The following is a 25,931-nucleotide window of genomic DNA, read 5'->3' on the forward strand; positions in this document are numbered from 1 at the left end:
TTAGTCATTATAAAAGACGATTAAAAAAGTAAGCTGTTGCAAAAAATCAATACTTTTTTATAAAAATAAGAATTTGGGCGTTCCCTACGCTCATACCTACAAGGTATTCAAAACCTTGCAGGATCGCTCCGGTCGGGCTATTCGCTACAAGTCCTCGGTCGCCCCGATAACTATCGGGTCTCCCTGTGGGCTTTTCACTGCTATCCCTAACGCAATCCAGCCCGCAATTTTCAGTCCACCGTCATCGGTCGCAGTCTAGTCTTCGGTCATCAAGCCTCAACACAACAAACCAAATAAATGTACGTTTCAACTTTATTAATTATTACTTTTTAAAGTATCTTTATCCCTTAAAAAATTTTCCCTTCTATGAACACCTTTTTAAAACGCGTTTTAATACTATTATCCATAATAGCTCTAGGCCTTTTTGCTTATACTTTTATTACCCAACGTCCAAGTCCAAAAGACTCCGTTAAATTTGAGCTTAATGATTTAGAACTAAAGGTGGTTTACAACAGGCCTAGTAAAAGAAATAGAGAGATATTCGGTGCCTTAGTCCCTTATAATCAAGTATGGCGAACCGGTGCCAACGAAGCAACCACTTTTGAAACCAATAAAAATTTAGAAGTTGCTGGTATTCCCTTAGCTACTGGAAAATATACCCTTTGGACCGTGCCTAAAGATTCTGTTTGGACGGTAATATTCAACTCCAAGCAATACCCTTGGGGTGTTACCAACGAAATGAAACCATACTGGGACCCCAATTACGATGTGCTGAATGTGGATATCCCGGTTACAAAATTAGACACTACCGTCGAGCAATTTACCATTGCTTTCGATAATTCGACAGATAATTTGTTTTTAACCATGGCTTGGGACGACGTAAAAATTGCTGTGCCGCTTAAATAAGTAGGTATTTTTTAATTGGCTGTATTGGGTATTCATGCTCAAAAAATACACCATTTAAAATTATTGTAAATTAGACAAACATTCGTGCACTCGTGGCAAAAGGAAAAAAATCAGCTTTAAAAGAAAACGAAGGTATTTCGCAGTCCGAAATCACCAATGCGGCCTCAATTAAAAATATTAAAAAGAAACGCAACGCTAAAATAAATCCAAAAACTTTAGTAGCAGCCATCTTAAAAAAAGATATTACGGCCCTGAGCAGAGCCATTACTTTGGTTGAAAGCACAAACGCCGACCACTTCCCTATTGCCCATAGCATTATAAAGCAATGTTTGCCACATGCCAACAACTCCATTAGAATTGGTATTACCGGTGTTCCCGGAGTTGGAAAAAGCACCTTTATTGAAACCTTCGGAAAACACTTAACCGCTCGAGGAAAACGCGTTGCTGTTTTAGCCATCGACCCCAGTAGTTCGCTTACAAAAGGCAGTATATTGGGCGATAAAACCCGAATGGACGCCTTGGTTAAAGACGAAAATGCCTATATCCGTCCGTCAGCTTCGGGGAAATCGCTTGGTGGCGTTGCTAGAAAAACACGAGAAAGCATCATTTTATGCGAAGCCGCCGGTTTTGATGTGATTATTATTGAAACCGTTGGTGTTGGGCAAAGTGAAACTACCGTGCACAGTATGGTCGATTTCTTTTTATTGTTAAAATTAGCTGGTGCTGGCGACGAACTGCAAGGCATTAAGCGCGGTATCATAGAAATGGCCGATACTATTGCTATAAATAAAGCCGATGGCGATAATTTAAAGCAAGCAAAAATTGCAAAGGTAGAATTTAACAGAGCGCTTCACCTCTATCCGCAAAAAGCTTCAAATTGGCAACCTAAAGTGATGCTGTGCAGCGCATTGAAAAATGAAGGTATCGACGACATTTGGAAGCTTGTTTTGGAATATATTGAAACCACTACCAAAAACCATTATTTCGACAAAAAAAGAAAGGAACAAAATAAATTTTGGCTCATCCAAACTATCGAGGATCAACTAAAATCAGAATTTTTTAACCGACCCGATATCAAAAAGGAATTGGCCACCCAACTGCATTTAATAGACAATAATAAAACCACGCCTTTTGCAGCGGCTTATTATTTGCTAAACCTTACGCATTAATATCTTTGGGCAATACAAATCTATTTAAAAGGTATTTTGCCAGTTTGTAAAACAAAAATCCTGACATGGCACCAAAAGTCAATCCGCATAAAAGATCCAACGGATAATGAACACCAACATAAATTCTGCTAAAAGCCAAAAGAGCACTCCAAAACAGTAAAATAAAAATAAGGTTTTTATAATATGGTTTAAGCATTAATCCTGCAAACACAGCAACAGCTATAGAATTTGATGCATGCCCAGAGAAAAAGCCATACTTCCCACAACGCACGGCAATAAATCGCATTTGGTCTATTAAATCGGCTTCGCCACAAGGTCGCGGACGCTCGAAAGTACGTTTAAAAACATTCGTTATTTGGTCGGTAAATGTTATCATTAAGGCCGCTACAACCGCAAAAACCAATAAAGATTTTGCTCCAAATTTCTTATAGAGGAGAAATAGCAATACGGCATAAAGCGGAATGGACGCTAATTTGTTGGTAATGATTAACCATAAATTATCCCAAGGCTCAGCTCCTAAATTATTTAAAAACAAAAAGAGTTCGGTATCGTATTCTAAAAGTTTATCCATCATTTATATTTATTTTGGCGTTACCCCTAACCCTTCGCCTGCGCTCAGGGCAAGCGGTCGGGCTTTCCGCTATATCTTTTTCTCGTACCTCAAAAAAGGATGTCCCATCAATCCCTAACGCAATTAATCTTCGTATTTAGCAACTTCACTATCATAAAACTCGGTTGCTAATTTTATGGCATTTTCGGTTTCGGTCTCTAGTTCTTTTTGATCTTCAACATCAAAATCCTCAAACCATTCCACCTCGTCGTCTTCAAGATTAATAATAAACCTAGGAAATTCTGTATGAATTACAAAAATAGCGTTTGGATATTCTGTATTATCGCCAAGTATAAATTTTGGAAGTGTCATAAAAGTTATAAGTTACAAGTGCCTAAAGTGCGCTTAAGTTATTTATAGCAAAGTTATCATTTATTCATTTAAGTTTAAGTACTCTAACGAACTTTAAACACGTTCAATTTCAATTAACTTTTTTGTCAAATAATTAAATCGAATATACAGTAAAATAGCAGCCGTTGTTAATCCTGCGAGCAATCCTAACCAAATACCAAAGCTACCCAAAGCATCGGCTTTACCAAAATACCAGCTTACGGGAAAACCAATTAACCAATACGAAATAAAGGTAATAATGGTTGGTATTTTAACGTCTTGCAATCCGCGCAAAGCGCCTAAAACTACAACTTGAATGCTATCACTTATTTGAAAAATAGCTGCCGCTATCAATAATTTTGATGCGATTTTAACCACTTCGGTGTTATCCGTCAGATTTTTTACATCATCAAAATCGACATATATTTTGGGTAACTGCGCATGAAACGCAAAGAAAATAATAGCAAAACCAACGGCAAACAAAGTGCCCATTAAAAACAACGAAAAAGCAATACGGCGCAACTCAAAATAACTTTTTAAACCTTTTTGATTGCCCACCCTAATCATGGATGCAACACTTAAGCCCATGGCAACCATAAAAGTCATAGATGATAAGTTTAAGGCAATTTGATTGGCCGCTTGCGGATTTTTACCCAATAAGCCGCTCAACCAAATGGCTGCCGTAAAAATGGCAACCTCAAAAAACATTTGCATAGCACTTGGTGCGCCAAGGTTTATAATTTTTTTAAGCATCAATTTATTGAGAACAAAAAACTTAATATGGGTTACAAAGGCTTTCGATTTGTCTTTTCCTTTTAACAAATACCATAAATACCAAACCATTATAAATCGTGATATTAATGTGCCGTAAGCCGCACCAACGATGCCCAATTCTGGGAATCCGAATTTTCCAAAAATTAAAATATAATTTAAAACTATATTAATAATATTGGCTAAAACGGTAGCGTACATGGGGTATTTAGTCATAGACAACCCATCGCTAAACTGCTTAAAAGCCTGAAAAACAATTAATGGAATTAATGAAAATGCCACCAAATCTAAATACGGAATGGCCAATTCGACAACCTCTACAGGCTGTTTCATTAAATACATAAGTGGTTTTGCAAAAAATACCACCAAAAACAATAAAACGCCTAAAACCGTACACAAAAACAGACCATGTTTAAAAGATGATTTGCCATTTTTAAAATTCCCTTCGGCATCGGCCTCGGCAACCAAAGGCGTAATAGCCGTAGAAAACCCGATACCCAAAGACATGGCAATAAACATAAAACTATTGCCCAAAGACACGGCTGCCAATTCAGCAGTTCCTAATTGACCAACCATAATATTATCGATAAAACTCACAAAGGTATGCCCCAACATGCCTAACATAACCGGAGCCGCCAATTGCCAATTGTATTTGAACTCTTTGGTATAATCTTTTAATTGCATCACGCAAAAGTAAACTATAGCTTTAGCTTTTTAAACTTTACCGCATAAATTTCTAAAATTTTAATAACTCATATAAAAAAAACATATAAACTGCTGATTATTAAATATTTATTCGTATATTTATAATCCCTCAACATAGTTAAGCGCTTATTCTATTTGATTAGAAACCATTTTCGCTTTTGTTTAATAGGGATTTAAAAAGACTGAAGCTTTTATGTTTCTAAATTTTTAAAAGAGGCTGTCTCAACATAGAGATAGCCTCTTTTTTCATTTAATATTAACATAGTTTTTAGAATTTTTAATTCTTGATTATAGTATCTTGTGATACATAATCTTTTTTATGAAGCCACTATTATTTCTGCTATTTACTTTCAATTTATTTTTTAGTTTTTCCCAACAAAACGTTGAGCCTTTTTTAGAGCCTATTGTAAAACAATTTCCTAATGTTAGAGATATTGCCATGGCCCCTAATGGGAACGAAATTATGTTTTCCGTGCAAAGCGTTATGGGTAACACATCTGCTATTGTTACCGTTACAAAAGAAAACGGCACTTGGAGCGCCCCAAAAATCGCTTCGTTTTCAGGCCAGTTTTTCGATTTAGAACCTTTTTTCTCGCACGATGGTTTAAAGCTCTATTTTGTATCGACAAGACCAATAGATGCTTCAAGCAACAAACCAAAAGATTTTGATATTTGGGTGGTTGAGCGCCAAGATTTAACAAGTAATTGGTCTCGCCCAAAAAATATGGGAAGCCCGATAAATACCGAACACGGAGAGTTTTATCCGTCCATAGCTAAAAACGGAAACTTTTATTTTACTCGAGATAACCCCGAGCTAAAGCGAAAAGACGATATTTATGTGAGTAAAAACATTAACGGCGATTTAACCGAACCCCAAGTATTACCAAATACTATAAATTCTGAAGGTTACGAATACAATGCTTTTATTGCACCCGACGAATCGTATTTAATTTTTGGTGGCTACCACAGAAAAGACGGTTTGGGCAGTGGCGATTTGTATATTAGCTATCATACCAATGAAGGTTGGACCAAAGCGAAAAACTTAGGAGAATCCATCAATAGTCAAAAAATGGATTATTGTCCATTTGTTGATGCTAAAACCAATACACTATATTTTACAAGTAAAATGGATAACTCCAAAACCAATTTTGAAAAACCACTAACCATTAACGAATTACTAACCGAATTCAATAAATACGACAATGGGTTGAGCAGATTGTACAAAGTAAATATTGAAGAGTTGCTAAGGAATTAACTTTAAAAATTTAAAACTTCTTTTTTAGCAGCTTCAAACTCACTCATCATATCCGTAACAATTTGAGCTACGGGTTTTATATCGTGAATCAAGCCCGCTATTTGCCCAATTTCCAGTTCGCCTTCATCTAAATCGCCTTCAAACATCCCGCGTTTTGCTCTAGCTCGACCTAGCAACTCTTTTAATTGTTCTGGTGTTGGTGAGGTTTTATATAGTTCTTGAATATCGTTGTAAAACTTATTTTTAATCAATCTAACCGGTGCCAGTTCTTTCAAGGTTAATTGGGTATCGCCTTCTTTGGCATCAACAACCACCTGCTTAAAATCTTGATGTGCCGAACTCTCCTCGCTCGCTACAAACCTACTACCAACCTGCACGCCATCAGCTCCCAAAACCATGGCAGCAAGCATCGCTTTACCTGTGGCAATACCACCTGCGGCGATTAACGGAATGTTAATCTGTTCTCTCACCATAGGAATAAGTGTTAATGTTGTAGTCTCGTCTCTACCGTTATGACCACCAGCTTCGAAACCTTCGGCAACGACCGCATCCACACCGGCATCTTGCGCCTTTAAAGCGAACTTTACGCTACTCACTACATGCACCACTGTAATGCCTTTATCTTGTAACCACGAGGTCCAGGTTTTGGGGTTTCCTGCCGAAGTAAACACAATTTTAACGCCTTCTTCAACAATAATGTCCATGATATCCTGAATGTTAGGATAAAGCATAGGCACATTAACCCCAAAAGGTTTATCTGTGGCTTTTTTGCACTTTTGAATGTGTTCGCGGAGCACATCTGGATACATGCTTCCGGCCCCTATGAGCCCTAAAATACCTGCATTACTTGAGGCTGAGGCTAATTTCCAACCACTATTCCAAATCATTCCGGCTTGAATAATGGGGTATTTAATATTGAATAATTCAGTAATTCTATTGGGCATTTAATTCTTTACAAGCTTAAAAGATTTTGCATTATTTTCAGACTTAACATTAATGATATAAATGCCTTTTGACAATCCAGCAATGTCGATTCTATTATTTGTACTACTTATAAAACGTTTTAAAATCTGCTTACCTAAAATATCAAAAAATGTTACGGTTAGTTTATTTTCATTAGAAGGCGTTTTTACAAAAACCACAGCTTTGGAAGGGTTTGGATAAATTGATATGTTATTATCATTTTCAAAATCATCAATAGTTAAAGCGTTAAGTGCATTCCATAAATCGGGAATTCCATAACCTATCTCATAATCTGGTGTATTAAATTGAGAACCCGATTCGCGAACCAGTTGCATGATCTCTGCATTGGTTTTATTAGGTAAGGCTTGCATTAAACAAGCAATACCACCGGCCAAAATGGGCGAGCTAAATGATGTACCATTACTTGTACCAATAACATTACTTGAATTTATAACCGCTGAAGCCTGACCCTGCGCAACAACATCGGGTTTTTGTGAGGGTTGAAACCCATTTCCAACAGAGCTAAATGTAGCATAATCCCCGGCTGAATTAACGGCACCAACGGTTAACGTGTATTGGGAATCTGCAGGCCCACTTACTCCTGAACTACCTTCGTTTCCTGCCGATGTAACTAGTAACAAACCTTTTTCAAAGGCTATATTCGCCCCTTTTGTAATAAAAGTAGTATTTCCATCCATTTCGGCAGATGTATAATCATAGTTTGGGTAATTAGGAAAATCTTTATAGCCTAAAGAGGTGTTTATTATATCAACGCCCAAGCTATCTGCCCGTTCTGTTGCTTCTACCCAATAGCTTTCTTCAACGGGGTTTTCATCGTTACTATCTTCGGTTTTATACAAATAATAGGTTGCGTCTGGCGCTGTACCCACAAAATTATTTAACACATAACCAGCCATAGTACTTAATACCTGAGTGCCGTGGTCGCCAGGACTAACATAAACATTTGAGTTTCTATTTACAAAATCGTAACCTCCCTTTAAGTTTCCTGCATCTCTTAATCGCTGAAAAGCACCCATAGTATTTACATTTTCAAAACCACTGTCCATTACAGCTATGGTAACTCCAGATCCCGTATAGTCTGCAACATGTAGAGCATCTGCATTAATCATTTCTACTTGATTTTGACTATTACCATAAGTAAAATCTACAAAAGTGCTCTCGACAATAAACTTATCCTTGGTTTTTAAAGATTTTTCTACTTTGGAAGTTTTGGAGAGGTTTAAACTTTTATCAGCAAAATCAACACGGTCTATAAACGAAGATGTTGCAGGGTTTGTTAGCAAATTTTTCACATTAGTTTCCGTGCCTCTAACGTGTACCGTATTAAACCATTTGGATTTTGCCATAACTGTAATTCCTGTGGCATTTTTAAGTGCTGTAATATATGATTCGTTTACCGGGACGTCTCTAACATCAATAGTTACTCCGTGTTTAGTTTTTCTATCAATGGCCTTTTGGGTAAGAAATGCTGAAGGATTATTAATAGGATAAGTATTTGTTGGTTTGTCTAGTAAATACACCCAAGCATCTTCCTGTTGTGCAAACGTAAAGCATTGAAACGTAAGAATGCTTAGAGTTAAAAATCGCCTTAACATATTATATTTTTTTGGTAAGTTACGAAATTACTCCGGAACCAATCAATTCATCTTCCAAATACCAAGCAACAAATTGTCCTTCTGTAATGGCTGATTGGTAGGCCTCAAACTCAACATATAGTCCACTATCTACTTTGTGCAATGTTGCTTTTTGCAAAGGTTGACGGTAGCGAATGCGAGCCTTAACCTGCATAGTTTCATCAACGTTTAAGGCTAAATCTTCACGCACCCAATGCAATTCTTCGTTAGTTACAAACAGCGCTTTTTTTAGTAAACCGGGATGCTCCTTACCTTGTCCGGTGTAAATTATGTTTTTGTTTACATCGGTATCAATTACAAATAAAGGTTCAACGGTTCCGCCTACAGCGAGTCCTTTACGCTGTCCTTTAGTGAAATAATGAGCGCCTTGATGTTTACCAACAATTTGTCCGTCGTCTATTTTATAATCAATTTTTTTAGACAAGAATTTTAGCTTGTCTTCTTCAGATTGAAACTCCGGAATGGCCTCATTAAAAATTTTCTCTTCTTTTGAAACCTCAACAATAACACCTTCTTTTGGTCTTAATTGCTGCTGTAAAAAATCGGGCAACTTCACTTTTCCTATAAAACATAAGCCTTGAGAATCTTTTTTCTCAGCGGTTACCAAATTTAATTTTGTGGCAATGTCCCTCACTTCCGGTTTGGTTAATTCCCCAATAGGAAATAAAGATTTTGCCAATTGCGCTTGCGACAACTGACATAAAAAGTACGATTGGTCTTTATTTTCATCAACGCCCGCAAGTAATTGGTAAATATTTTTACCATCTTTTTCAATGGTTCCTTTTCTGCAATAATGACCCGTTGCCACATAATCGGCTCCCAACTCTAAAGCGATCTTCATAAACACATCAAACTTAATCTCTCTGTTGCAAAGCACATCGGGGTTTGGAGTTCTGCCTCTTTCGTATTCGTTAAACATGTAATCCACAATGCGCTCTTTATATTGCTCGCTTAAATCTACCGTTTGAAAAGGTATGCCTAACTTTTCGGCAACCAACATGGCATCGTTACTATCGTCTAACCACGGACATTCGTTAGAAATGGTCACAGAATCATCATGCCAGTTTTTCATAAACAAGCCAATAACCTCATATCCTTGCTGCTTTAATAAATAAGCTGCAACGCTAGAGTCTACACCACCTGAAAGTCCTATTATTACGCGTTTCATATTTAAAAATTGGCTACAAAGATAAGACAAATAAAGAAAATAGACGTTTAAAAAAACCTTTCGAAAACATCGATAAAATACATTTTGTTTATTTTTTTTATAAAAAGTTTGAACAAAATTTGGTTTTTTGTTTAACTTTATCATATATTTGTTGAACAAAACAAAAATCCAATAAAAATGAAAGCATTAACAGCATTAAAAAAAGCATTACTATTTACAATGATATCGGTTATATCATTCTCGTGTAGTGACGACGACGATCCCATTGTGGTTCAACAACCAGAAACGATTGCGGAATTAGCAATAGCAACAGCAGATTTAAGTAATTTGGTAGCGGCATTACAACGTGCAGACCTTGTATCTACCTTGAATGGTAGTGGGCAGTTTACGGTGTTCGCGCCAACCAATGCGGCATTCTCAAAATTCTTAACAGATAATGGTTTTGCTAGTTTAGATGATGTGCCTACAGACGTACTGAAACAAGTACTTTTAAATCATGTGATTTCTGGAGAAGTAAAATCGGGTGATTTAACCACAGGATACGGTACCACTTTAGCTACCGAAGCTTCTACTGATAATAATTTGAGCATATACATCAATACCAATTCGGGCGTAAAGCTGAATGGTATATCTGATGTTGTAACTGCCGATATTGATGCCACCAACGGCGTAATTCACATAGTAGACCATGTAATAGGTTTACCAAGCGTTGTGGATTTAGCACTAGCAGATGATACCTTCTCAATATTAGTATCGGCATTAACTAGAAGCGATTTAACTTTTGATTATGTGACTACCTTATCTACACCAAACGGAACAGCCCCAGCTCCATTTACAGTATTTGCACCTACAAACGACGCTTTTGTTAATTTACTATCTGAATTGGGCGTCTCATCTTTAGACGATATAGATGAGCCCACTCTTAAAGCAACCCTCGATTTACATGCCATTGCTGGAGTCAATGTGTTGGCATCCGCTTTAACTGATAATATGACCGTATCAACATTAGGTGGCGACATTACCGCTAATGTTACCGGTGGTGCTACATTAACCGATTCTAACGGTAGAGTGAGTAATATTGTGGTTACCGATGTACAAGCGGACAACGGTGTTATACATGTAATTGACAAAGTGGTTTTGCCAAAGCAACCAGACAATATTGTGAGTAAAGCTTTAAATACGCCAGAACTAAGTAGCTTAGTTACTGCATTACAGGCTGCCGATGGCGACTTAGTAAATATATTAAGTGGCGCCGGACCTTTTACAGTATTGGCACCAACTAACGATGCATTCGCAGCATTTTTAGCGGACAATAATTTTGCCAGTTTAGCCGATGTACCCACAGACGTATTATCACAAGTATTATTAAATCATGTGATTGACGGAAAAGTGATGTCGACAGATTTAATTACTGCAGGTTCTGGTTATGCCTCTACTAATGCCACTGGTGCTGGTGATAATAACATGAGTGTTTTTTACAATACGTCAAGCGGTGTACAATTTAATGGCATATCTACAGTCTCAACCGCAGATGTTGAAGTGACCAATGGCGTAATTCACATTGTTGATAAAGTAATTGGATTGCCAACGGTTGTTGATCATGCCTTAGCTAATCCAAGCTTTAGTAACTTAGTTGCCGCGTTAGGCGCTGCAGATGGTGATTTAGTAACAGTTTTGAGCGGAGCAGGGCCTTTTACAGTATTGGCTCCTGATGATGCTGCATTCACAACATTCTTAGACGGAACACCTTTAGCAAACGTACCAACAGACGCGCTATCAAACATACTGTTAAACCATGTTTTAAGTGGTGTAACTATGTCAACTGATTTAACCACAGCGGTTGCTGGATATACAAACACGAATGCTATCGGCCCGGGGATGAGCAATTTAAGTTTATACTACAATACCGATAATGGTGTGGTGTTTAATGGGATTTCCACAGTAGCAAAAGCTGATGTAGTTGCTAGCAATGGAATTATACATGCAGTTGATGCGGTAATAGATATTCCAACCGTTGTAACTTTCGCCACCGCAGACCCTAACTTTTCAACCTTAGTCAGTGCCTTAACAACATTAACGCCTGCTACAGATTTTCCAGCGGTTCTATCAAGAACGGAAGGAATGAATGGTGATGGTTTCAATCCTAACTTTACCGTATTCGCTCCAACTAATGCGGCTTTTGATGCCTTAGCGAGTATTCCCGAAGAAGCGATTTTAACACAAGTGTTATTGCATCATGTAATTGGTGATAATAACGTACGATCTGCCGATTTAACGGCAGACGGAGATACTGTTGCAGCTAGTTTACAAGGCGATAACATTACCGTTACATTACCAGGAAGTGGCAATAACATTGCAGATATTACCGATGGTGCGGGAAATTCCGATGTTGGCATTATAGCTGTAGATGTACAAGCTGGAAATGGTGTTATTCATGTAGTAAATAAAGTATTGCTACCTAGCAATTAATTAAAATAGAAAAACAGCGACATAATTGGTTGGCAAAATGCAACTTTAATAGATGATTACAATTTAAGACATTACCGCTGTTGATGTAAAATTAAAATTGTATAACCAAAAACCATCTTTAAAGTTGTTTGCCACCATACTTAACAAGTTATAAAATGGATTTATTAATTAGTTTGGTTGTTAGATTGTAGACAGGGAAAATCTTGTCTATGAAAAAGAGGAGGCTGCCTGCAAAGGCAGTCTTTTTTTATGATTTGTTTTTAATGTACTTAGGTTTGTAAGTGAAATTCTTTTCGTCAATTAATTTACCGTTCTCGTAGTATTTCCAAACACCGTGTTTCTTTCCGTTTTTGTAGTGTCCTTCTATTATTAACTCGCCCTTAGGATTATAGTATTTTGACGGACCGTGCAGTTCGCCATTTTCATAAACGAATTCTTTTAAAACAGTATTTTTTTCTGAATACCAAACCGATACCCCATCCAACTTTCCGTTTTTATAAAATTGTTTTTCGGCTACTTGCCCGTTTTCATAGTATACAAAACGTTCTCCGTGTAAAACACCTTCATTATTATAGTGCTCTAAAGTGAGCAAATTATCATTTCGATTTTGGTAGTATTTCCATGCTCCTATATAGATTTTCCCATCCATTTGTCCCTCACTAATTACTTTTCCTTTTGAAGATAAAAAAGTGACATAAGCTTTGTTATCGGTTTTATTAAATTGTTTTGTTGCCGTTAATACGGGTTTCTTTCTAATGTTTTTATAAAATTTGAACAATCCTATTTCTTTTCCGTGAAAAAACTCGCCTTCGTATCTTAAAACCGTGGTGCCGTCAAATGTTTTTTTCCAAATGCCATGGTGTTTTCCGTTGGCATCAAATTGATTGATGTTTTGCGCCCAAGTAAGTGCTGTAATAAAAGACAAAAGGCAAATAAATACGTGTTTCATTTTAAGAATCTATTTAAAGTATATGCAATACTAACGAAAAAAAGCTTCAAATTGTATATTACAAAAAGGCTGCCAAACATTTCTTTTGTCGGGTTTTAAACTTTGGAATTATCGCAAGCTTTGGAACATCATCAAAAACGACGTAAAGCTACACTTTTAAAGCCCTGTTTTTTTTATTAATTAGATTCAGCGGTTTTATGCTTCGGAACTCTAAACAATAAAATGATTCCAAATAAAAAGAAGACAAACAAAAACAAAATAGCGTTTCGCATACTGCCCGTCACTTGGTCTATAGTTGCAAAAATCACCATGCCGAAAACGATGCCTATTTTTTCGGCAACATCATAAAAACTAAAATACGAGGTGGTATCGTCGGTTTGTGGTAAAAACTTAGAATAGGTTGATCGTGCCAAGGCCTGAATACCTCCCATAACCAAGCCAACTACCGAGGCTGCAATATAAAACTGCAAAGGCGTTTTCATAAAAAAAGCATAAAAACACAAACACATCCAAACAACGTTTACCGCAATAAGGGTTTTAATATTGCCGTATTTACTGGAAGCTCTGGATGTTAATATGGCGCCAAAAACAGCCACAATCTGAATAACTAAAATACTTATGATTAAACCCATTGTTTTTTCGCTATCGCCGCCCCAATCAATTTCTTCTTCACCAAAATATACGGCCACCAACATGATGGTTTGCACCGCCATACTAAACACGAAAAAAGCATATAAATAGCGTTTTAAGCGTAAATCTTGTTTAAGCTGTTTCCAAACTTGCCTTAACTCCTTTAAACCATTAAAAACTATGGCTCGCGTGACTTTATTTCCGGACGACGTGCCTTTTGGCAAATAATAAAATGAATACTGACTAAATAAAGCCCACCAAACACCAACGGTTACAAACGAATAGCGCATCATTTGCATTTTGGCCGCGCCTTCATCTTGACTCATTACCATAATTAAATTAACAATGAGCAATAACACACTGCCAATATACCCCATTGAAAATCCTTTGGCACTTATGGCATCTTGCTGATCTTCATAGGCTATATCTGGTAAATACGAATTGTAAAACACTAAGCTTCCCCAATAACCAATAAGTCCCATAAAATAAAATAGCAGACTTAAATGAATGCCATTGGACGAAATATCAAACCAATACAAACCTATACAGCCAGCACTTCCCACATAACAAAAAAACTTTAAGAAATTCTTTTTATTCCCAACATAATCGGCAATACCCGACAAAATTGGAGACATAAAAGCTACCACTAAAAACGTAAATGCCGTAACAAAGGTTATTAAAGCGGTACTTTTAAACTCCATGCCAAAAGCTTGCACGATTTTAATTTCTGAAATAAATAGCGACGAATAAAAAATAGGAAATATAGAAGATGCAATAGTAAGGGTGTAAACCGAATTTGCCCAATCGTAAAATGCCCACGCATTAAGAAGTTTTTTACTTCCTTTTTTAAGTTGATTCATAAAAAAAGCTGCTCTTTTATGAGCAGCTTCTAAAGTAATCAAATATTTTAAAAAAGATAATGTTTATTATCTAAATGAAGTAACACCAAACTTTTTTGCTTCGGCTTTAGCCTGTGGTGCCAATGCTTTTAGGTTAGCAATCCGCGAATCGTTTGAGGGGTGCGTACTTAAAATTTCTGGTGGAGATTGCCCGCCACTATTAGCTTTCATGCGTTTCCATAATTCGGCAGCTTCATCAGGATTATAACCTGCAATAGCCATTAAATACAAACCTATTTTATCGGCTTCGGTTTCGTGCGCTCTACTAAAAGGGAGCATCACCCCTACTTGCGACCCTATACCAAAGGCTTGGTTGTAAAGTTCTAAATTGTCGTCGTCTTTTAAAGCTACATTAAGCCCTACAGCAGCCGCTTGTTGCAACATACCCGCACTCATACGTTGTTGCCCGTGGTTAGCCAAGGCGTGAGCTACTTCGTGACCCATAATGGCAGCTACCCCGGTTTCGCCTTTTGCGATGGGCAATATACCCGTATAAAATACTATTTTACCACCAGGCATACACCAAGCATTTACGGTTTTATCTTCTACCAAAGTATATTCCCATTTATAATCGGTTAAATAGCCTTGGTGTCCATTTGCATTTAACCAACGTTCAGCCGCCACAGCAATACGCTGCCCAACGCGCTTAATCATTTCGGCATCCTTAGTGCCTTTAACCACTTTGTTTTCATTTAAAAATTGGTCGTATTGGGCAAAGGCCGTTGGGAATAGTTGGGAATTTGGCATGATGGCCAATGTACTTTTTCCGGTAAATGGATTTTGGGCACAAGAAAAAACCAGTAGCGCCATTCCAAATAATATAAGTGATTGCTTAAATTTCATTTTAAATAGGGTTTTTATATTCGATAAAAATACAAAAATTGTACCTTTATTGTTTCTGACACATAATTAAATTATTGGTCACAACAAGGTAAAGTTAAGCGATATTCAAGTTTTTAATTAACGCATTTGACTTTAAGTTTATCTGATTTACATAACGTCTTAATAATTTGTTTGTTAAGTTAAAAGCTGGTTTCCGACCTATTTAATAAAAACAATTTCTATGAATACGAATAACGTAATACCCTTATTGGCTTTTTTATTTCTTTTTAACTGTAACTCTTCAGCACAAAAACAAAACGAAAAAGCTTTGAAAACTTTTGAAGTATCGAAAACTGAAAGCGAATGGAAAGCGGAATTGTCTGAAATGGAATTTTATGTGCTGCGAAATGCGGGTACCGAGCGTGCATTTTCCAGTCCGTTAAATAAAAATTATGCCAAAGGAACCTACCATTGTGCCGCCTGTAACACCCCTTTATTTAAAAGTGAACACAAGTTTGATTCGGGCACGGGTTGGCCTAGTTTTGATAGAGAAATAAAAGGCAACGTCGCGTTTTCTACAGATAACGATTTGGGCTATACACGAACCGAGGAACATTGTGCCACTTGTGGGGGGCATTTGGGTCATGTTTTTAACGATGGTCCTAAAAACACAACGGGCAAAAGACACTGTATTAATGGTGTTGCCTTAAAATTTGTACCGAAAAAATAATTTTTCAATTTCCAGCTAACCGTTACAATATGGAAAATTCGTACCTATCGAGTGTTATTAAACAATTTGAATATTATAAAAGTCTGGGTGATAAAACCTTTAATCAGCTTACTTTTGAGGATATGCAATGGCAGAGTAACGCCAATTCTAACAGTATTGCCATTATTGTAAAACACATAGCTGGAAACATGTTAAGCCGATGGACTAATTTTTTAACTGAAGATGGCGAAAAAGAATGGCGGCAACGCGATGAAGAGTTTGTTGATTCGTTTAATTCCATTGAAGATTTAAAAGCGGCTTGGGAAGATGGTTGGCTCAGTTTATTTAATGCTATTAAGCCATTAAAGACTGATGATTTAGAGCGCATTATTTACATTAGAAATCAAGGGCACACGGTTACCGAAGCCATAAATAGGCAATTGGCGCATTACGCCTACCACATTGGGCAAATGGTGTTTTTAGGAAAACTTATTAAAGGTGAAGATTGGCAATCGTTATCTATTCCAAGAGGGAATTCTGAAAAATATAATGAAGAAAAGTTTTCCAAAACAAAGGGGAAGCGCCATTTTACGGATGATTTATAGAAGATAAAATTCCAAAAAAACAAAAACTGAATACCAAAAAAAATAGGGTTGCAAGTAGACCCGCGAGAAGGATTGAGGCATACTTCTATAAGCTCAGCACAGGTTTATTGGAGCTCGCCTATGTAGGAGGAAGCGACTGCCGAAATATTTATATTAATGAATTCATTAATTTGCAATAAAAAGCAATGCGTAATGCCTGTTTGCCATTTTTATGGCAACTCGCCCAAATTACTTAAACTTTATGCTTTTTTTTATAAGGTCTTATTATAAGTCGCGCCTCTCGGTCGAACCGCACATAATTATAAACCCAATTTACGAATACCACCATGCGATTTCTGAAACCGATAAGGAAAAACAGGTGCACAAACATCCAAATGTACCACGCAAAAACACCTTGAAATTTGAAACGTTTTAAATCTACCACGGCTTTGTTTCGGCCAATGGTTGCCATGGTGCCTTTATCTGTGTAAACAAAGGGTTGCAAGGGTTTGCCTTCAATTAATCGCAGCATATTATCGCCCAATTGCTTCCCTTGTTGAATGGCCGGTTGCGCCATCATTGGCAGTCCATTTGGAAATTCTTCGGTTACCATACATGCAATGTCGCCAACGGCAAAAATGTGTTTATAACCTTTAACTTGGTTGAATGAATTTACCAAAAGCCGGTTGCTGCGGGTAACAAAATCGGCGGCGTCCAAGCCTTTTATAAGCGCCCCTTTTACGCCGGCTGCCCAAATTACGGTGGCGGTTTCGAAAACCAAATCGGTGTTTGTAGTTACTGTTTTGCCATCGTAGTTGGTTACCCTTAGGTTTTTCCAAACATTAACGCCCAATTTTTCTAGAAAGTCTTCGGCTTTTTCTGAGGCTTTCTCGCTCATGCCTTTTAAAATGCTATCGCTAGATTGAATCACATTAATTTGTACCGAACGCGTATCTAAATCGGGGTAATCTTTTGGGAGGATGCCTTTTTTAATTTCCGCCAAAGCGCCAGCAAGTTCCACCCCTGTTGGGCCACCACCTACTATTACAAAATTCATGAGGGCATTGCGTTCGTTTAAATCGGAGGTCAATAAAGCATCTTCAAAATTTTCAAGAATCAAACTTCTTAAATTCAAAGATTGGGGTATGGTTTTCATGGCCATACTATGTTTTTCTACTTCGGCATTTCCAAAAAAATTGGTTTTAGAGCCTGATGCCACTACCAAATAATCGAATTTTAAGTTACCAATATCAGTAATAACGGTATTGTTTTCAGCATCAATTTGCGTAACATTGGCCAACCTAAAATGAAAATTAGAAAAATTCTTTAACACTTTTCTAATGGGATATGCTATAGAATCGGGTTCTAATCCGCCAGTAGAAACTTGATACAATAAAGGTTGAAAGGTGTGGTAGTTATTCTTGTCCAACAACACCACTTGCACTTCTTGTTTCGATAATTTTCTGGCTAGGGCTATTCCTGCAAAACCCCCACCAATGATAATTATTCTGGGAAAACTTGTAATAGGTATGTTCATAAAAAAGTACTTGCAACGCAAAGGTAGTGAAACATGGGTAAATTCCTTACTTCTATGGAATGACAAATTAAGTTGGAAACCTTGCAATTATACCACATGGATTTTTTTTAGATTTATAGGGTTCTTAATTCTTTATTCGAATTCGATTTCGTAAATTCGTAGCTTCAAAAAACGACTTAAAATTTTACAGATGAAATACGATATTATAGTTCTTGGAAGTGGTCCTGGTGGCTATGTTACTGCGATAAGAGCCTCTCAGTTGGGTTTTAAAACGGCTATTGTTGAAAAAGAAAACCTAGGAGGCGTTTGCTTAAATTGGGGATGTATTCCTACGAAAGCCTTACTGAAATCTGCTCAAGTTTTTGAATATCTTAAGCATGCCGATGATTACGGACTCTCTGTAAAAGACTATGACAAAGATTTTGATGCGGTTGTAAAACGAAGTCGGAATGTAGCCGATGGCATGAGCAAAGGCGTACAGTTTTTGATGAAAAAAAATAAAATTGATGTTATTGAAGGCTATGGGAAACTAAAAGCTGGAAAGAAAATTGACGTTGATGGAAGAGAATACAGTGCAGATAATATAATTATAGCCACAGGCGCACGCTCTCGCGAATTGCCTAGTTTACCTCAAGACGGTAAAAAAGTAATTGGTTACAGAGAAGCCATGACCTTGAAAAACCAACCCAAAAAAATGATTGTAGTTGGTTCTGGTGCTATTGGTGTTGAGTTTGCTTATTTCTACAATTCAATGGGAACCGATGTCACTATTGTCGAGTTTTTACCAAATGTGGTACCTGTTGAAGACGAAGATGTATCGAAACAATTAGAGCGTTCATTCAAGAAAAGTGGTATAAAAATCATGACATCGTCCGAGGTTACCAAAGTAGATACCTCTGGCAAAGGCGTTAAAGCTACCGTAAAAACCAAAAAGGGCGAAGAAGTGTTGGAAGCTGATATTATTCTTTCTGCCGTAGGCATAAAATCGAACATTGAAAACATTGGATTGGAAGATGTTGGCATTGTGGTTGATAAAGACAAAATTTTGGTTAACGATTTCTACCAAACCAACATTCCGGGGTATTATGCCATTGGCGATGTTACACCGGGTCAAGCCTTAGCCCATGTCGCTTCCGCGGAAGGAATACTGTGTGTAGAAAAACTTGCCGGACAACATGTTGAAGCTTTAGACTACGGAAACATTCCGGGTTGCACCTATTGCTCACCGGAAATTGCAAGTGTTGGTTTAACCGAAAAACAAGCCAAAGACAAAGGACTAGATATTAAAGTTGGAAAATTCCCGTTCTCTGCTTCAGGTAAAGCGAGTGCTGCCGGAACAAAAGATGGTTTTGTTAAAGTGATTTTTGATGCCAAATATGGCGAATGGCTAGGTTGCCACATGATTGGTGCCGGAGTAACCGATATGATTGCCGAAGCTGTTTTAGGTCGTAAATTAGAAACCACAGGTCACGAAGTATTAAAAACGGTACATCCGCACCCAACCATGAGTGAAGCGGTTATGGAAGCTGTTGCTGATGCTTACGATGAAGTGATTCATTTGTAGAGGAGCCTCACCTAGCCTCCCCCGAAGGGGAGGAATTCATACTAAAATGAATATAAAAAAATGCGATTCAAAATATTTTGAATCGCATTTTTTTATGATTTTTTTTGTTTTAAAGTGAAATCTCCTCCCTTTCGGGATGTTAAGCGGGGCTTCATTCTTAAAAACTTTGTATCGCCAACTCGTAACTCTGCAATCCAAAACCAAGAATAACGCCTTTGGCATTTGGCGATATAAACGATTGATGCCTAAATTCTTCCCTATTAAATGTATTGGAAATATGTACTTCAACAACCGGGGTTTCTATAGCTTTAACGGCGTCGCCAATACCCACCGATGTATGGGTGTAAGCTGCTGCGTTTAAAATAATGCCATCAAAATTAAAACCAACCTCGTGCAGTTTATCAATAATTTCACCCTCAATATTCGATTGAAAATAATCAATTTCAACGTCTGTATATTTTCCTTTTATTTCCTCTAAAAATTCAGTAAACGACAAGCTGCCGTAAATATTAGGTTCTCGTTGTCCTAATAAATTCAAATTAGGCCCATTGATTATGATAAGTTTTTTCATATCGTAAATATATCTAAAATTTGGGCATAAAAAAACCGAAGTCAACTCCGGTTTCTTTTAATTTTGATGGTATTACTTAAAATGTAAATCCAACTGAAAATTGAAACACACCATTTTTCCAATTTAAGTTGTTAGTATCCGGGACTTCAGAAAATCCAAGATTATAACGCGCATTCAAATTTAATCCGCTATCGAATTGATATCCCAACCCAACATTACCGCTAAAATCAAATGAATTAACATCATCCTTTATATCCTCTTCCATCCCATCATATTTATCTTTGGCACTCAAAATAAACCCAAATTGCGGTCCTGCCTCTGCATAAAACCCATCGGATATTTTAACATGCGCTAATACAGGTACATTCAAATAATTTAGATTAAATGAACCTTCATCAAAACCATCATCGTAATTTGCACCTTGAGTGGAAAACAATATCTCTGGCTGGATTGCTAAATTGCCATCTGCATCTATGCAAACCCTACCATAACCTCCAACATGAAAACCTGTTCTGGAACTTAGGTCTTCAGTGTTTTCTCCCGAAAGAGAAGAAAAATTCACACCTGCTTTAATACCTTTACTACAAAAGCAACTAGATAAAGTTAAAGCAGCAAACATCAAAATAATAAACTTAATTTTCATAATTAGCTGGTTTTTAGTTGATTAATATCTTTAAATTTAATGTTTTATTATGATAAAAACAAACTGTGTTAATAAAACAACAATCAAAAAAACTGCTATTAGCTTTAATACTCTACTTTGAAATTGGTAAATACAGGTTTCTAGAGGTCTTCTTTCAAGATTGAATTTAATTGGTTTAAGCCTCAATAAAAGCATGGAGTTTTAATTGAAAAAAAAGAATTTCTACATTTGGTTTCACAAACACAAACCATTTATTTTATAAGATTTTCTTTATTTTTACGCACTAATGAAATGGCAACACGCACTTAAGGATTATCAACTTTATTTAAAAATAGAACGCGGATTATCGCAGAATTCTATAGATAGTTATTCGCTTGATATAAAAAAGTTAATCATTTTTTTAGAAGAAAATAATATAAGCTTATCGCCAGTTTCCATTACTTCCGAAGTGGTTCAGCAATTTATTTACGAAACGGCAAAACAAGTTAATGCGCGGTCGCAATCGCGAATAATTTCCGGTTTACGCAGTTTTTTTAATTATTTGGTTTTTGAAGATTACAGAGCATCCAATCCGTTGGAATTGATTGAATCGCCAAAAATTGGACGAAAATTACCCGATACACTTTCGGTGGAGGAAATAAACAAATTAATTGGTGCCATAGATTTAACCCAAGAAACAAATGGTATTAAAATTGGCGAACGCAATCGGGCTATTTTAGAAACGCTTTACGGTTGCGGGTTGCGGGTAAGCGAATTGGTAAGTCTTAAATTATCCGATTTGTTTTTTGACGAAGGTTTTATAAAAGTAACCGGTAAAGGCGACAAACAACGCTTTGTGCCCATTGTTCCAATAACCCAAAAATACATTAATATTTATAGGAAAGACGTGCGCAATCATATCAATATTCAAGCTGGCTTTGAAGATACCTTATTTTTAAACCGACGCGGAAAACAATTAACGCGCGCTATGATTTTTACGATTATTAAACAACTTGCAGAAAAAATAGGTTTGAAAAAGAACATTTCCCCGCACACCTTTCGGCATTCTTTTGCGACACATCTATTACAAAATAATGCCGATTTACGTTCCATTCAACTTATGCTCGGACATGAAAGTATCACCACCACCGAAATTTATGTGCATTTGGATAAAAGCCATTTAGCTGATGTTATAGAAAAATTCCATCCTAGAAAATAGAAAACATCAAATTTCATGGTATTATTTTGTTAATCAGATTTTTAATTTTAACAAATTAGCACTAACTTTATAAATGTATTCCTAATTAAATACCTTAGAATAATACAATTGAAATTTCACAGCTATCATACTTCAATTCTAAAGAAATTTAAGGGCTTCTTAAAGCCTGAAACTCCCGAAATCAATAATTCCAAAAAACCTCGTGAGGATATTAAATGGCAGTTAGCCTTAGATATTTCCAATATTGGTGTCTGGGAATTTGATGCCAAACTAAATAAGGTTTATTTTTCGCAACCCTCAAAACGGATAATCGGATTTGAAGATGACGATACCTTTGGAAACGATATAAACGCTTGGAACGATAGGGTGCACCCCGAGGATAGGGAAAAATACTTTCAAGATTATCAAGACCATGTAAACGGATTGAAACCATTATACGTCAATGAGCACAGAATAAGATGTAAAGATGGTTCTTACAAATGGATACTAGACAAAGGCAAAGTAATTGAATGGGATAAAAAAGGAAAACCAATTCGTTTTATTGGGACACACGTAGATATTACCGAACATGTAGAGAATGAAATAAAGTTGTCTAATACGCTAAATCTGGTTAGCGAACAAAATAACAAGCTTAAAAATTTTGCACATATTGTTACACATAATTTAAAACAGCATGCTGGAAACTTTGAAAGCCTACTTGAATTTTATGAAGAAGCCAAGTCTGAAAAGGAGAAACACGAATTACTGGATTACCTAAAAACATTATCGAGTTCTTTAACTAAAACAATTACTAATCTAAATGAAATTGTGTCCATTCAGAACAATAAAAACAAAAAAATCGACAAACTGTATCTGGCGGAGGAAGTGAATAAAATGATGGATGTATTAAATATTGTTATCACTGAGAATAATGCCAAAATAATGAATGATATAGACCCAAAGCTGTACATTTATTACAGTCCAACATATTTAGAAAGTATCATACAAAACCTGTTTACCAATGCTATAAAATACAAGCATCCGGATAGAGCGCCAGAAGTAACCTTAAAAACCGTTTTAACAAAAGATACTTTAACAGTGATAATCACCGATAACGGTATTGGTATTGATTTAGAGAAATTTGGAGACTCTGTTTTCGGGCTATATAAAACGTTTCATAACAACCAAGATTCTGAAGGTGTTGGTCTTTATTTAATAAAAAACCAAATTGAAGCTTATGGAGGCCAAATAAATATTGATAGCAAAGTAAATGTTGGCACCACATTTTTCATCACTATACCAAACAAAAAAAAATCAGCTTAAAGCTGATTTTTTTTTTTCATAATTAAGTTACTTGTTATTTTGCAATGTTTACCGCCCTTGTTTCTCTAATTACGGTAACCTTAACTTGACCGGGATAGGTCATATCGGTTTGTACTTTTTGGGAAATACTAAATGACAAATCAGCCGCTTTTTGATCGTCTACTCTTTCACTTTCAACAATAACCCGTAACTCTCTTCCTGCTTGAATGGCATAAGCTTTTTTAACGCCTTGGAATCCAAAAGCTATATCCTCTAAATCTTTTAAACGTTGAATATAACTATCCAATACTTGTCGGCGAGCACCAGGGCGTGCTCCCGAAATGGCATCACAAACCTGTACAATTGGCGCGAGCAACGATTTCATTTCAATTTCATCGTGGTGCGCTCCAATGGCATTGCAAACATCATCTTTTTCATTATACTTTTCAGCCCATTGCATCCCAAGTATAGCGTGTGGTGTTTCCATATCTGCTTCGGCATCTGGCACTTTTCCTATATCGTGCAATAATCCAGCACGTTTTGCCAGTTTAGGATTCAAACCTAATTCGGCAGCCATTACGCCACAAAGTTTAGCAACTTCGCGTGAGTGTTGTAAAAGATTTTGTCCATAAGACGAACGGTATTTCATTCTTCCAACCATCTTTATAAGTTCCGGGTGTAAATTATGAATTCCTAAATCTATAACGGTACGCTTACCAACTTCAATAATCTCCTGTTCAATTTGTTTTTGTGTTTTCCTTACAACCTCTTCAATTCTTGCCGGGTGAATTCTACCATCGGTCACTAATTTATGTAGCGATAAACGGGCAATTTCTCTTCGAACCGAATCGAAACACGATAAAATAATGGCTTCGGGAGTATCATCAACAATAATTTCTACACCTGTAGCTGCCTCAATGGCACGAATGTTTCGACCCTCTCGACCTATAATACGTCCTTTTACGTCATCAGATTCAATATTGAAAACAGACACACAGTTATCAACGGCTTCCTCGGTTCCTATACGCTGTATCGTGTTTATAATTATTTTCTTAGCGTCTTGTTCGGCCGTTAATTTAGCCTCTTCCAATGCCCCTTGAATGTACGACATGGCATCGTTTTTAGCTTCTCCTTTTAACGATTCAACCAATTGTTCTTTCGCCTCTTCGGCAGACAAACTAGAAATAACTTCAAGCTGCTGCACTTGGCTTTTGTGAAGTTTATCTAAGGCTTCCTGTTTCTTTTCCAAAACATCGAGTCTGTAGCTGTAGTCTTTTTGTTTGGCTTCCAGCGTGGCATTAAGCTTTTTGTTTTTTGCAAGTTCGTTTGATACTTGAGATTCTTTATCACGGGTGCGCTTTTCGGCTTCGGCCATCTTCTTATCACGAGACAAAATAACTTTCTCGTGTTCAGACTTAAGTTCTATAAATTTTTCCTTGGCTTGAAGTATTTTGTCTTTTTTAATAGATTCACCTTCGGTATTGGCCTCTTTTAATATGTTGGATGCGCTTCTTTTAGCATCTCGTATTAACTTAGAAGCTTTGTTTTTCTCAAGCATTTTAGCTATTACAAACCCTATTATAAGCCCTAATAGCACACCTCCTACTGTTAATATTATTGAATTATTATCCATTTTGTTTATTGGTTAGTGTATATAAAAAAGCCTACACCAGTATAAAGTTTTGTATAAACTCCTTAAAAACAAGTTTAGGGCTAACAAGCTGATCAAGGATCTGCTAGGTGCTAATAAATAACACATGCAGCTTGCTTTTACAACTTAAACTCACCCTTTTTAAAGAATTAACGTTGAGTTTATCAAAAAAAATAACCAATGTAGGCAGTAACTTTTATTTTATTTTAAAGAACGTTTAAGAGATTAAATGCGACTGTAACAACTCATTTAAAGCGTTTAACTTTTCCTCTACATGTTCACTCACAGTTGCTTTATCAATAGATTTCTGTTCAACTTGAGAGGCAAACTGTAAGGCGCACATAGCCAGTACATCTTGCTTGTCTCTAACAGAATAGCTTTGTTCAAATTGCTTAATCATAGCCTCAATGTTTTTGGCGGCCTTACGCAATCCTTCTTCTTGATTGGCTTCAATAGTTAAAGGGTAAACCCTATTTGCTATTGAGAGCTTTATTTTAAGCTTTTCTGACATGTAATCTATGTTGCATTAATCTGAAAGTTGAGCAATACAATGGTCAATATCTCTAATTAATGCGTTTATTTTAAGCTTTGTTTCTCTCTTATTATCGTCACTACCAAGTATTGAATTTGCCATTTTAAGCGCCTCGTATTTTTCTTCCCAAGTTGCTATTTGCAATTCCTGGTTTTGAAGTGCCTGTTTTGAAGTTTCCAACTCTTTATTCAATTTTAAATTAGCTTGCTTTAAAAGCTCTTGTTTGTGCAATAGTTTGCTAATTTTGTTTTCTAAAGAATCTACAATATCTTCAATATGACTCATTTACAAATTTCAATACTTATATCACAAAGTTAAGATACATAAGCTTAAATTACAATTGTTTTATCATAAAATTTT

The 25,931-nt window shown here is 36.5% G+C and carries 24 protein-coding genes and 1 other RNA gene; 9 read left to right on the forward strand and 16 right to left on the reverse strand.

The genetic code is table 11. The features are described 5' to 3' along the window. Positions 1–366: 366 nt before the first annotated feature. Both RNZ46_RS01760 and meaB read left to right on the forward strand, forming a co-directional pair. Entirely contained in the window at positions 367–906 is a 540-nt protein-coding gene (locus RNZ46_RS01760; RefSeq protein ID WP_316983674.1) for a DUF2911 domain-containing protein, read from the forward strand. A gap of 92 nt (positions 907–998) precedes the next feature. Next, positions 999–2,075 carry a methylmalonyl Co-A mutase-associated GTPase MeaB gene (gene meaB, locus RNZ46_RS01765; RefSeq protein WP_316983675.1) on the forward strand — a complete coding sequence of 359 codons (1,077 nt, stop codon included), beginning with the start codon at positions 999–1,001 and terminating at the stop codon, positions 2,073–2,075. Here the strand turns inward: meaB and RNZ46_RS01770 are convergent. The 3 genes from RNZ46_RS01770 to RNZ46_RS01780 all read right to left on the reverse strand — a co-directional run bounded on the left by RNZ46_RS01770 (position 2,065) and on the right by RNZ46_RS01780 (position 4,470). Beyond that, complete coding sequence (locus tag RNZ46_RS01770; RefSeq protein WP_316983676.1) at positions 2,065–2,649, reverse strand: phosphatase PAP2 family protein; 585 nt, start codon at positions 2,647–2,649, stop codon at positions 2,065–2,067. The genes meaB and RNZ46_RS01770 overlap by 11 nt on opposite strands. 120 nt (positions 2,650–2,769) lie before the next feature. After that, positions 2,770–2,997 carry a DUF8828 family protein gene (locus RNZ46_RS01775; protein ID WP_316983677.1) on the reverse strand — a complete coding sequence of 76 codons (228 nt, stop codon included), beginning with the start codon at positions 2,995–2,997 and terminating at the stop codon, positions 2,770–2,772. A 93-nt stretch (positions 2,998–3,090) separates the two neighbouring features. After that, entirely contained in the window at positions 3,091–4,470 is a 1,380-nt protein-coding gene (locus tag RNZ46_RS01780) for an MATE family efflux transporter (RefSeq protein ID WP_316983678.1), read from the reverse strand. A gap of 340 nt (positions 4,471–4,810) precedes the next feature. Between RNZ46_RS01780 and RNZ46_RS01785 the strand changes: the two genes are divergently transcribed. Continuing rightward, positions 4,811–5,746: a TolB family protein gene (locus tag RNZ46_RS01785; RefSeq protein WP_316983679.1), complete on the forward strand. Its 936-nt coding sequence runs from the start codon at positions 4,811–4,813 to the stop codon at positions 5,744–5,746. Between the two features lie 2 nt (positions 5,747–5,748). Here RNZ46_RS01785 and RNZ46_RS01790 read toward each other — a convergent pair whose 3' ends face one another. The 3 genes from RNZ46_RS01790 to mnmA are packed head-to-tail and all read right to left on the reverse strand — an operon-like array spanning position 5,749 to position 9,532. Beyond that, entirely contained in the window at positions 5,749–6,690 is a 942-nt protein-coding gene (locus tag RNZ46_RS01790; RefSeq protein WP_316983680.1) for an NAD(P)H-dependent flavin oxidoreductase, read from the reverse strand. Next, the gene (locus RNZ46_RS01795) at positions 6,691–8,325 is read right to left on the reverse strand and encodes a S8 family serine peptidase (protein ID WP_316983681.1); all 1,635 of its coding nucleotides are present in this window, start codon (positions 8,323–8,325) and stop codon (positions 6,691–6,693) included. 19 nt (positions 8,326–8,344) lie between these two features. Beyond that, complete coding sequence (mnmA, locus tag RNZ46_RS01800) at positions 8,345–9,532, reverse strand: tRNA 2-thiouridine(34) synthase MnmA (RefSeq protein ID WP_316983682.1); 1,188 nt, start codon at positions 9,530–9,532, stop codon at positions 8,345–8,347. Between the two features lie 177 nt (positions 9,533–9,709). On the opposite strand from mnmA, the gene RNZ46_RS01805 reads away from it, so the two are divergent. Beyond that, a complete protein-coding gene (locus RNZ46_RS01805) occupies positions 9,710–12,001 on the forward strand; it encodes a fasciclin domain-containing protein (RefSeq protein ID WP_316983683.1) in 2,292 nt (763 codons plus the stop codon). 247 nt (positions 12,002–12,248) lie between these two features. Here RNZ46_RS01805 and RNZ46_RS01810 read toward each other — a convergent pair whose 3' ends face one another. The 3 genes from RNZ46_RS01810 to RNZ46_RS01820 all read right to left on the reverse strand — a co-directional run bounded on the left by RNZ46_RS01810 (position 12,249) and on the right by RNZ46_RS01820 (position 15,322). Continuing rightward, positions 12,249–12,950, reverse strand: coding sequence for a toxin-antitoxin system YwqK family antitoxin (locus RNZ46_RS01810; RefSeq protein WP_316983684.1), 702 nt, complete (start codon positions 12,948–12,950; stop codon positions 12,249–12,251). 176 nt (positions 12,951–13,126) lie between these two features. Continuing rightward, positions 13,127–14,440: an MFS transporter gene (locus RNZ46_RS01815; protein WP_316983685.1), complete on the reverse strand. Its 1,314-nt coding sequence runs from the start codon at positions 14,438–14,440 to the stop codon at positions 13,127–13,129. A gap of 66 nt (positions 14,441–14,506) precedes the next feature. Then, positions 14,507–15,322, reverse strand: a complete 816-nt coding sequence (locus tag RNZ46_RS01820) for a M48 family metallopeptidase (protein ID WP_316983686.1) — start codon at positions 15,320–15,322, stop codon at positions 14,507–14,509. Between the two features lie 220 nt (positions 15,323–15,542). On the opposite strand from RNZ46_RS01820, the gene msrB reads away from it, so the two are divergent. Both msrB and RNZ46_RS01830 read left to right on the forward strand, forming a co-directional pair. Next, a complete protein-coding gene (gene msrB / locus RNZ46_RS01825) occupies positions 15,543–16,031 on the forward strand; it encodes a peptide-methionine (R)-S-oxide reductase MsrB (RefSeq protein ID WP_316983687.1) in 489 nt (162 codons plus the stop codon). 29 nt (positions 16,032–16,060) lie between these two features. Next, positions 16,061–16,615, forward strand: a complete 555-nt coding sequence (locus tag RNZ46_RS01830) for a DUF1572 family protein (RefSeq protein WP_316983688.1) — start codon at positions 16,061–16,063, stop codon at positions 16,613–16,615. Positions 16,616–16,847: 232 nt separating this feature from the next. Here RNZ46_RS01830 and RNZ46_RS01835 read toward each other — a convergent pair whose 3' ends face one another. Beyond that, the gene (locus tag RNZ46_RS01835) at positions 16,848–18,131 is read right to left on the reverse strand and encodes an NAD(P)/FAD-dependent oxidoreductase (RefSeq protein WP_316983689.1); all 1,284 of its coding nucleotides are present in this window, start codon (positions 18,129–18,131) and stop codon (positions 16,848–16,850) included. Positions 18,132–18,321: 190 nt separating this feature from the next. Here RNZ46_RS01835 and lpdA point away from each other — a divergent pair, with 190 nt between their 5' ends. Beyond that, positions 18,322–19,695, forward strand: a complete 1,374-nt coding sequence (lpdA, locus tag RNZ46_RS01840) for a dihydrolipoyl dehydrogenase (protein WP_316983690.1) — start codon at positions 18,322–18,324, stop codon at positions 19,693–19,695. Positions 19,696–19,852: 157 nt separating this feature from the next. Here the strand turns inward: lpdA and aroQ are convergent, their stop codons facing one another. Then, positions 19,853–20,266, reverse strand: coding sequence for a type II 3-dehydroquinate dehydratase (aroQ, locus tag RNZ46_RS01845; protein WP_316983691.1), 414 nt, complete (start codon positions 20,264–20,266; stop codon positions 19,853–19,855). A 76-nt stretch (positions 20,267–20,342) separates the two neighbouring features. Further along, positions 20,343–20,909, reverse strand: coding sequence for a porin family protein (locus RNZ46_RS01850; RefSeq protein WP_316983692.1), 567 nt, complete (start codon positions 20,907–20,909; stop codon positions 20,343–20,345). 286 nt (positions 20,910–21,195) lie between these two features. Here RNZ46_RS01850 and RNZ46_RS01855 point away from each other — a divergent pair, with 286 nt between their 5' ends. Together RNZ46_RS01855 and RNZ46_RS01860 are read left to right on the forward strand one after the other, a co-directional pair. Next, on the forward strand, positions 21,196–22,107 hold the full coding sequence (locus tag RNZ46_RS01855) for a site-specific tyrosine recombinase (RefSeq protein WP_316983693.1): 912 nt from the start codon (positions 21,196–21,198) through the stop codon (positions 22,105–22,107). Between the two features lie 108 nt (positions 22,108–22,215). Beyond that, complete coding sequence (locus tag RNZ46_RS01860; protein ID WP_316983694.1) at positions 22,216–23,409, forward strand: sensor histidine kinase; 1,194 nt, start codon at positions 22,216–22,218, stop codon at positions 23,407–23,409. Between the two features lie 34 nt (positions 23,410–23,443). Here RNZ46_RS01860 and rny read toward each other — a convergent pair whose 3' ends face one another. From rny to RNZ46_RS01880, 4 genes are all read right to left on the reverse strand, one after another. Then, complete coding sequence (gene rny, locus RNZ46_RS01865) at positions 23,444–25,021, reverse strand: ribonuclease Y (RefSeq protein WP_316983695.1); 1,578 nt, start codon at positions 25,019–25,021, stop codon at positions 23,444–23,446. Between the two features lie 55 nt (positions 25,022–25,076). After that, a non-coding RNA gene (gene ssrS, locus RNZ46_RS01870) (6S RNA) lies at positions 25,077–25,200 on the reverse strand. 56 nt (positions 25,201–25,256) lie between these two features. Next, complete coding sequence (locus RNZ46_RS01875) at positions 25,257–25,550, reverse strand: cell division protein ZapA (protein WP_316983696.1); 294 nt, start codon at positions 25,548–25,550, stop codon at positions 25,257–25,259. Positions 25,551–25,565: 15 nt separating this feature from the next. Further along, positions 25,566–25,856: a coiled-coil domain-containing protein gene (locus RNZ46_RS01880; RefSeq protein ID WP_316983697.1), complete on the reverse strand. Its 291-nt coding sequence runs from the start codon at positions 25,854–25,856 to the stop codon at positions 25,566–25,568. Positions 25,857–25,931 lie beyond the last annotated feature (75 nt).

Origin of the sequence: Hwangdonia lutea (assembly GCF_032814565.1) — a bacterium.
Taxonomy (GTDB): domain Bacteria; phylum Bacteroidota; class Bacteroidia; order Flavobacteriales; family Flavobacteriaceae; genus Hwangdonia; species Hwangdonia lutea.

Excerpts from the sequence above, each read along its gene's own strand:
- RNZ46_RS01760 (WP_316983674.1), top strand. The coding sequence starts at position 367 with ATGAACACCTTTTTAAAACGCGTTTTAATACTATTATCCATAATAGCT.
- RNZ46_RS01770 (WP_316983676.1), bottom strand. The coding sequence starts at position 2,649 with ATGATGGATAAACTTTTAGAATACGATACCGAACTCTTTTTGTTTTTA.
- RNZ46_RS01775 (WP_316983677.1), bottom strand. The coding sequence starts at position 2,997 with ATGACACTTCCAAAATTTATACTTGGCGATAATACAGAATATCCAAAC.
- RNZ46_RS01780 (WP_316983678.1), bottom strand. The coding sequence starts at position 4,470 with ATGCAATTAAAAGATTATACCAAAGAGTTCAAATACAATTGGCAATTG.
- RNZ46_RS01785 (WP_316983679.1), top strand. The coding sequence starts at position 4,811 with ATGAAGCCACTATTATTTCTGCTATTTACTTTCAATTTATTTTTTAGT.
- RNZ46_RS01790 (WP_316983680.1), bottom strand. The coding sequence starts at position 6,690 with ATGCCCAATAGAATTACTGAATTATTCAATATTAAATACCCCATTATT.
- RNZ46_RS01795 (WP_316983681.1), bottom strand. The coding sequence starts at position 8,325 with ATGTTAAGGCGATTTTTAACTCTAAGCATTCTTACGTTTCAATGCTTT.
- mnmA (WP_316983682.1), bottom strand. The coding sequence starts at position 9,532 with ATGAAACGCGTAATAATAGGACTTTCAGGTGGTGTAGACTCTAGCGTT.
- RNZ46_RS01805 (WP_316983683.1), top strand. The coding sequence starts at position 9,710 with ATGAAAGCATTAACAGCATTAAAAAAAGCATTACTATTTACAATGATA.
- RNZ46_RS01810 (WP_316983684.1), bottom strand. The coding sequence starts at position 12,950 with ATGAAACACGTATTTATTTGCCTTTTGTCTTTTATTACAGCACTTACT.
- RNZ46_RS01815 (WP_316983685.1), bottom strand. The coding sequence starts at position 14,440 with ATGAATCAACTTAAAAAAGGAAGTAAAAAACTTCTTAATGCGTGGGCA.
- RNZ46_RS01820 (WP_316983686.1), bottom strand. The coding sequence starts at position 15,322 with ATGAAATTTAAGCAATCACTTATATTATTTGGAATGGCGCTACTGGTT.
- msrB (WP_316983687.1), top strand. The coding sequence starts at position 15,543 with ATGAATACGAATAACGTAATACCCTTATTGGCTTTTTTATTTCTTTTT.
- RNZ46_RS01830 (WP_316983688.1), top strand. The coding sequence starts at position 16,061 with ATGGAAAATTCGTACCTATCGAGTGTTATTAAACAATTTGAATATTAT.
- RNZ46_RS01835 (WP_316983689.1), bottom strand. The coding sequence starts at position 18,131 with ATGAACATACCTATTACAAGTTTTCCCAGAATAATTATCATTGGTGGG.
- lpdA (WP_316983690.1), top strand. The coding sequence starts at position 18,322 with ATGAAATACGATATTATAGTTCTTGGAAGTGGTCCTGGTGGCTATGTT.
- aroQ (WP_316983691.1), bottom strand. The coding sequence starts at position 20,266 with ATGAAAAAACTTATCATAATCAATGGGCCTAATTTGAATTTATTAGGA.
- RNZ46_RS01850 (WP_316983692.1), bottom strand. The coding sequence starts at position 20,909 with ATGAAAATTAAGTTTATTATTTTGATGTTTGCTGCTTTAACTTTATCT.
- RNZ46_RS01855 (WP_316983693.1), top strand. The coding sequence starts at position 21,196 with ATGAAATGGCAACACGCACTTAAGGATTATCAACTTTATTTAAAAATA.
- rny (WP_316983695.1), bottom strand. The coding sequence starts at position 25,021 with ATGGATAATAATTCAATAATATTAACAGTAGGAGGTGTGCTATTAGGG.
- RNZ46_RS01875 (WP_316983696.1), bottom strand. The coding sequence starts at position 25,550 with ATGTCAGAAAAGCTTAAAATAAAGCTCTCAATAGCAAATAGGGTTTAC.
- RNZ46_RS01880 (WP_316983697.1), bottom strand. The coding sequence starts at position 25,856 with ATGAGTCATATTGAAGATATTGTAGATTCTTTAGAAAACAAAATTAGC.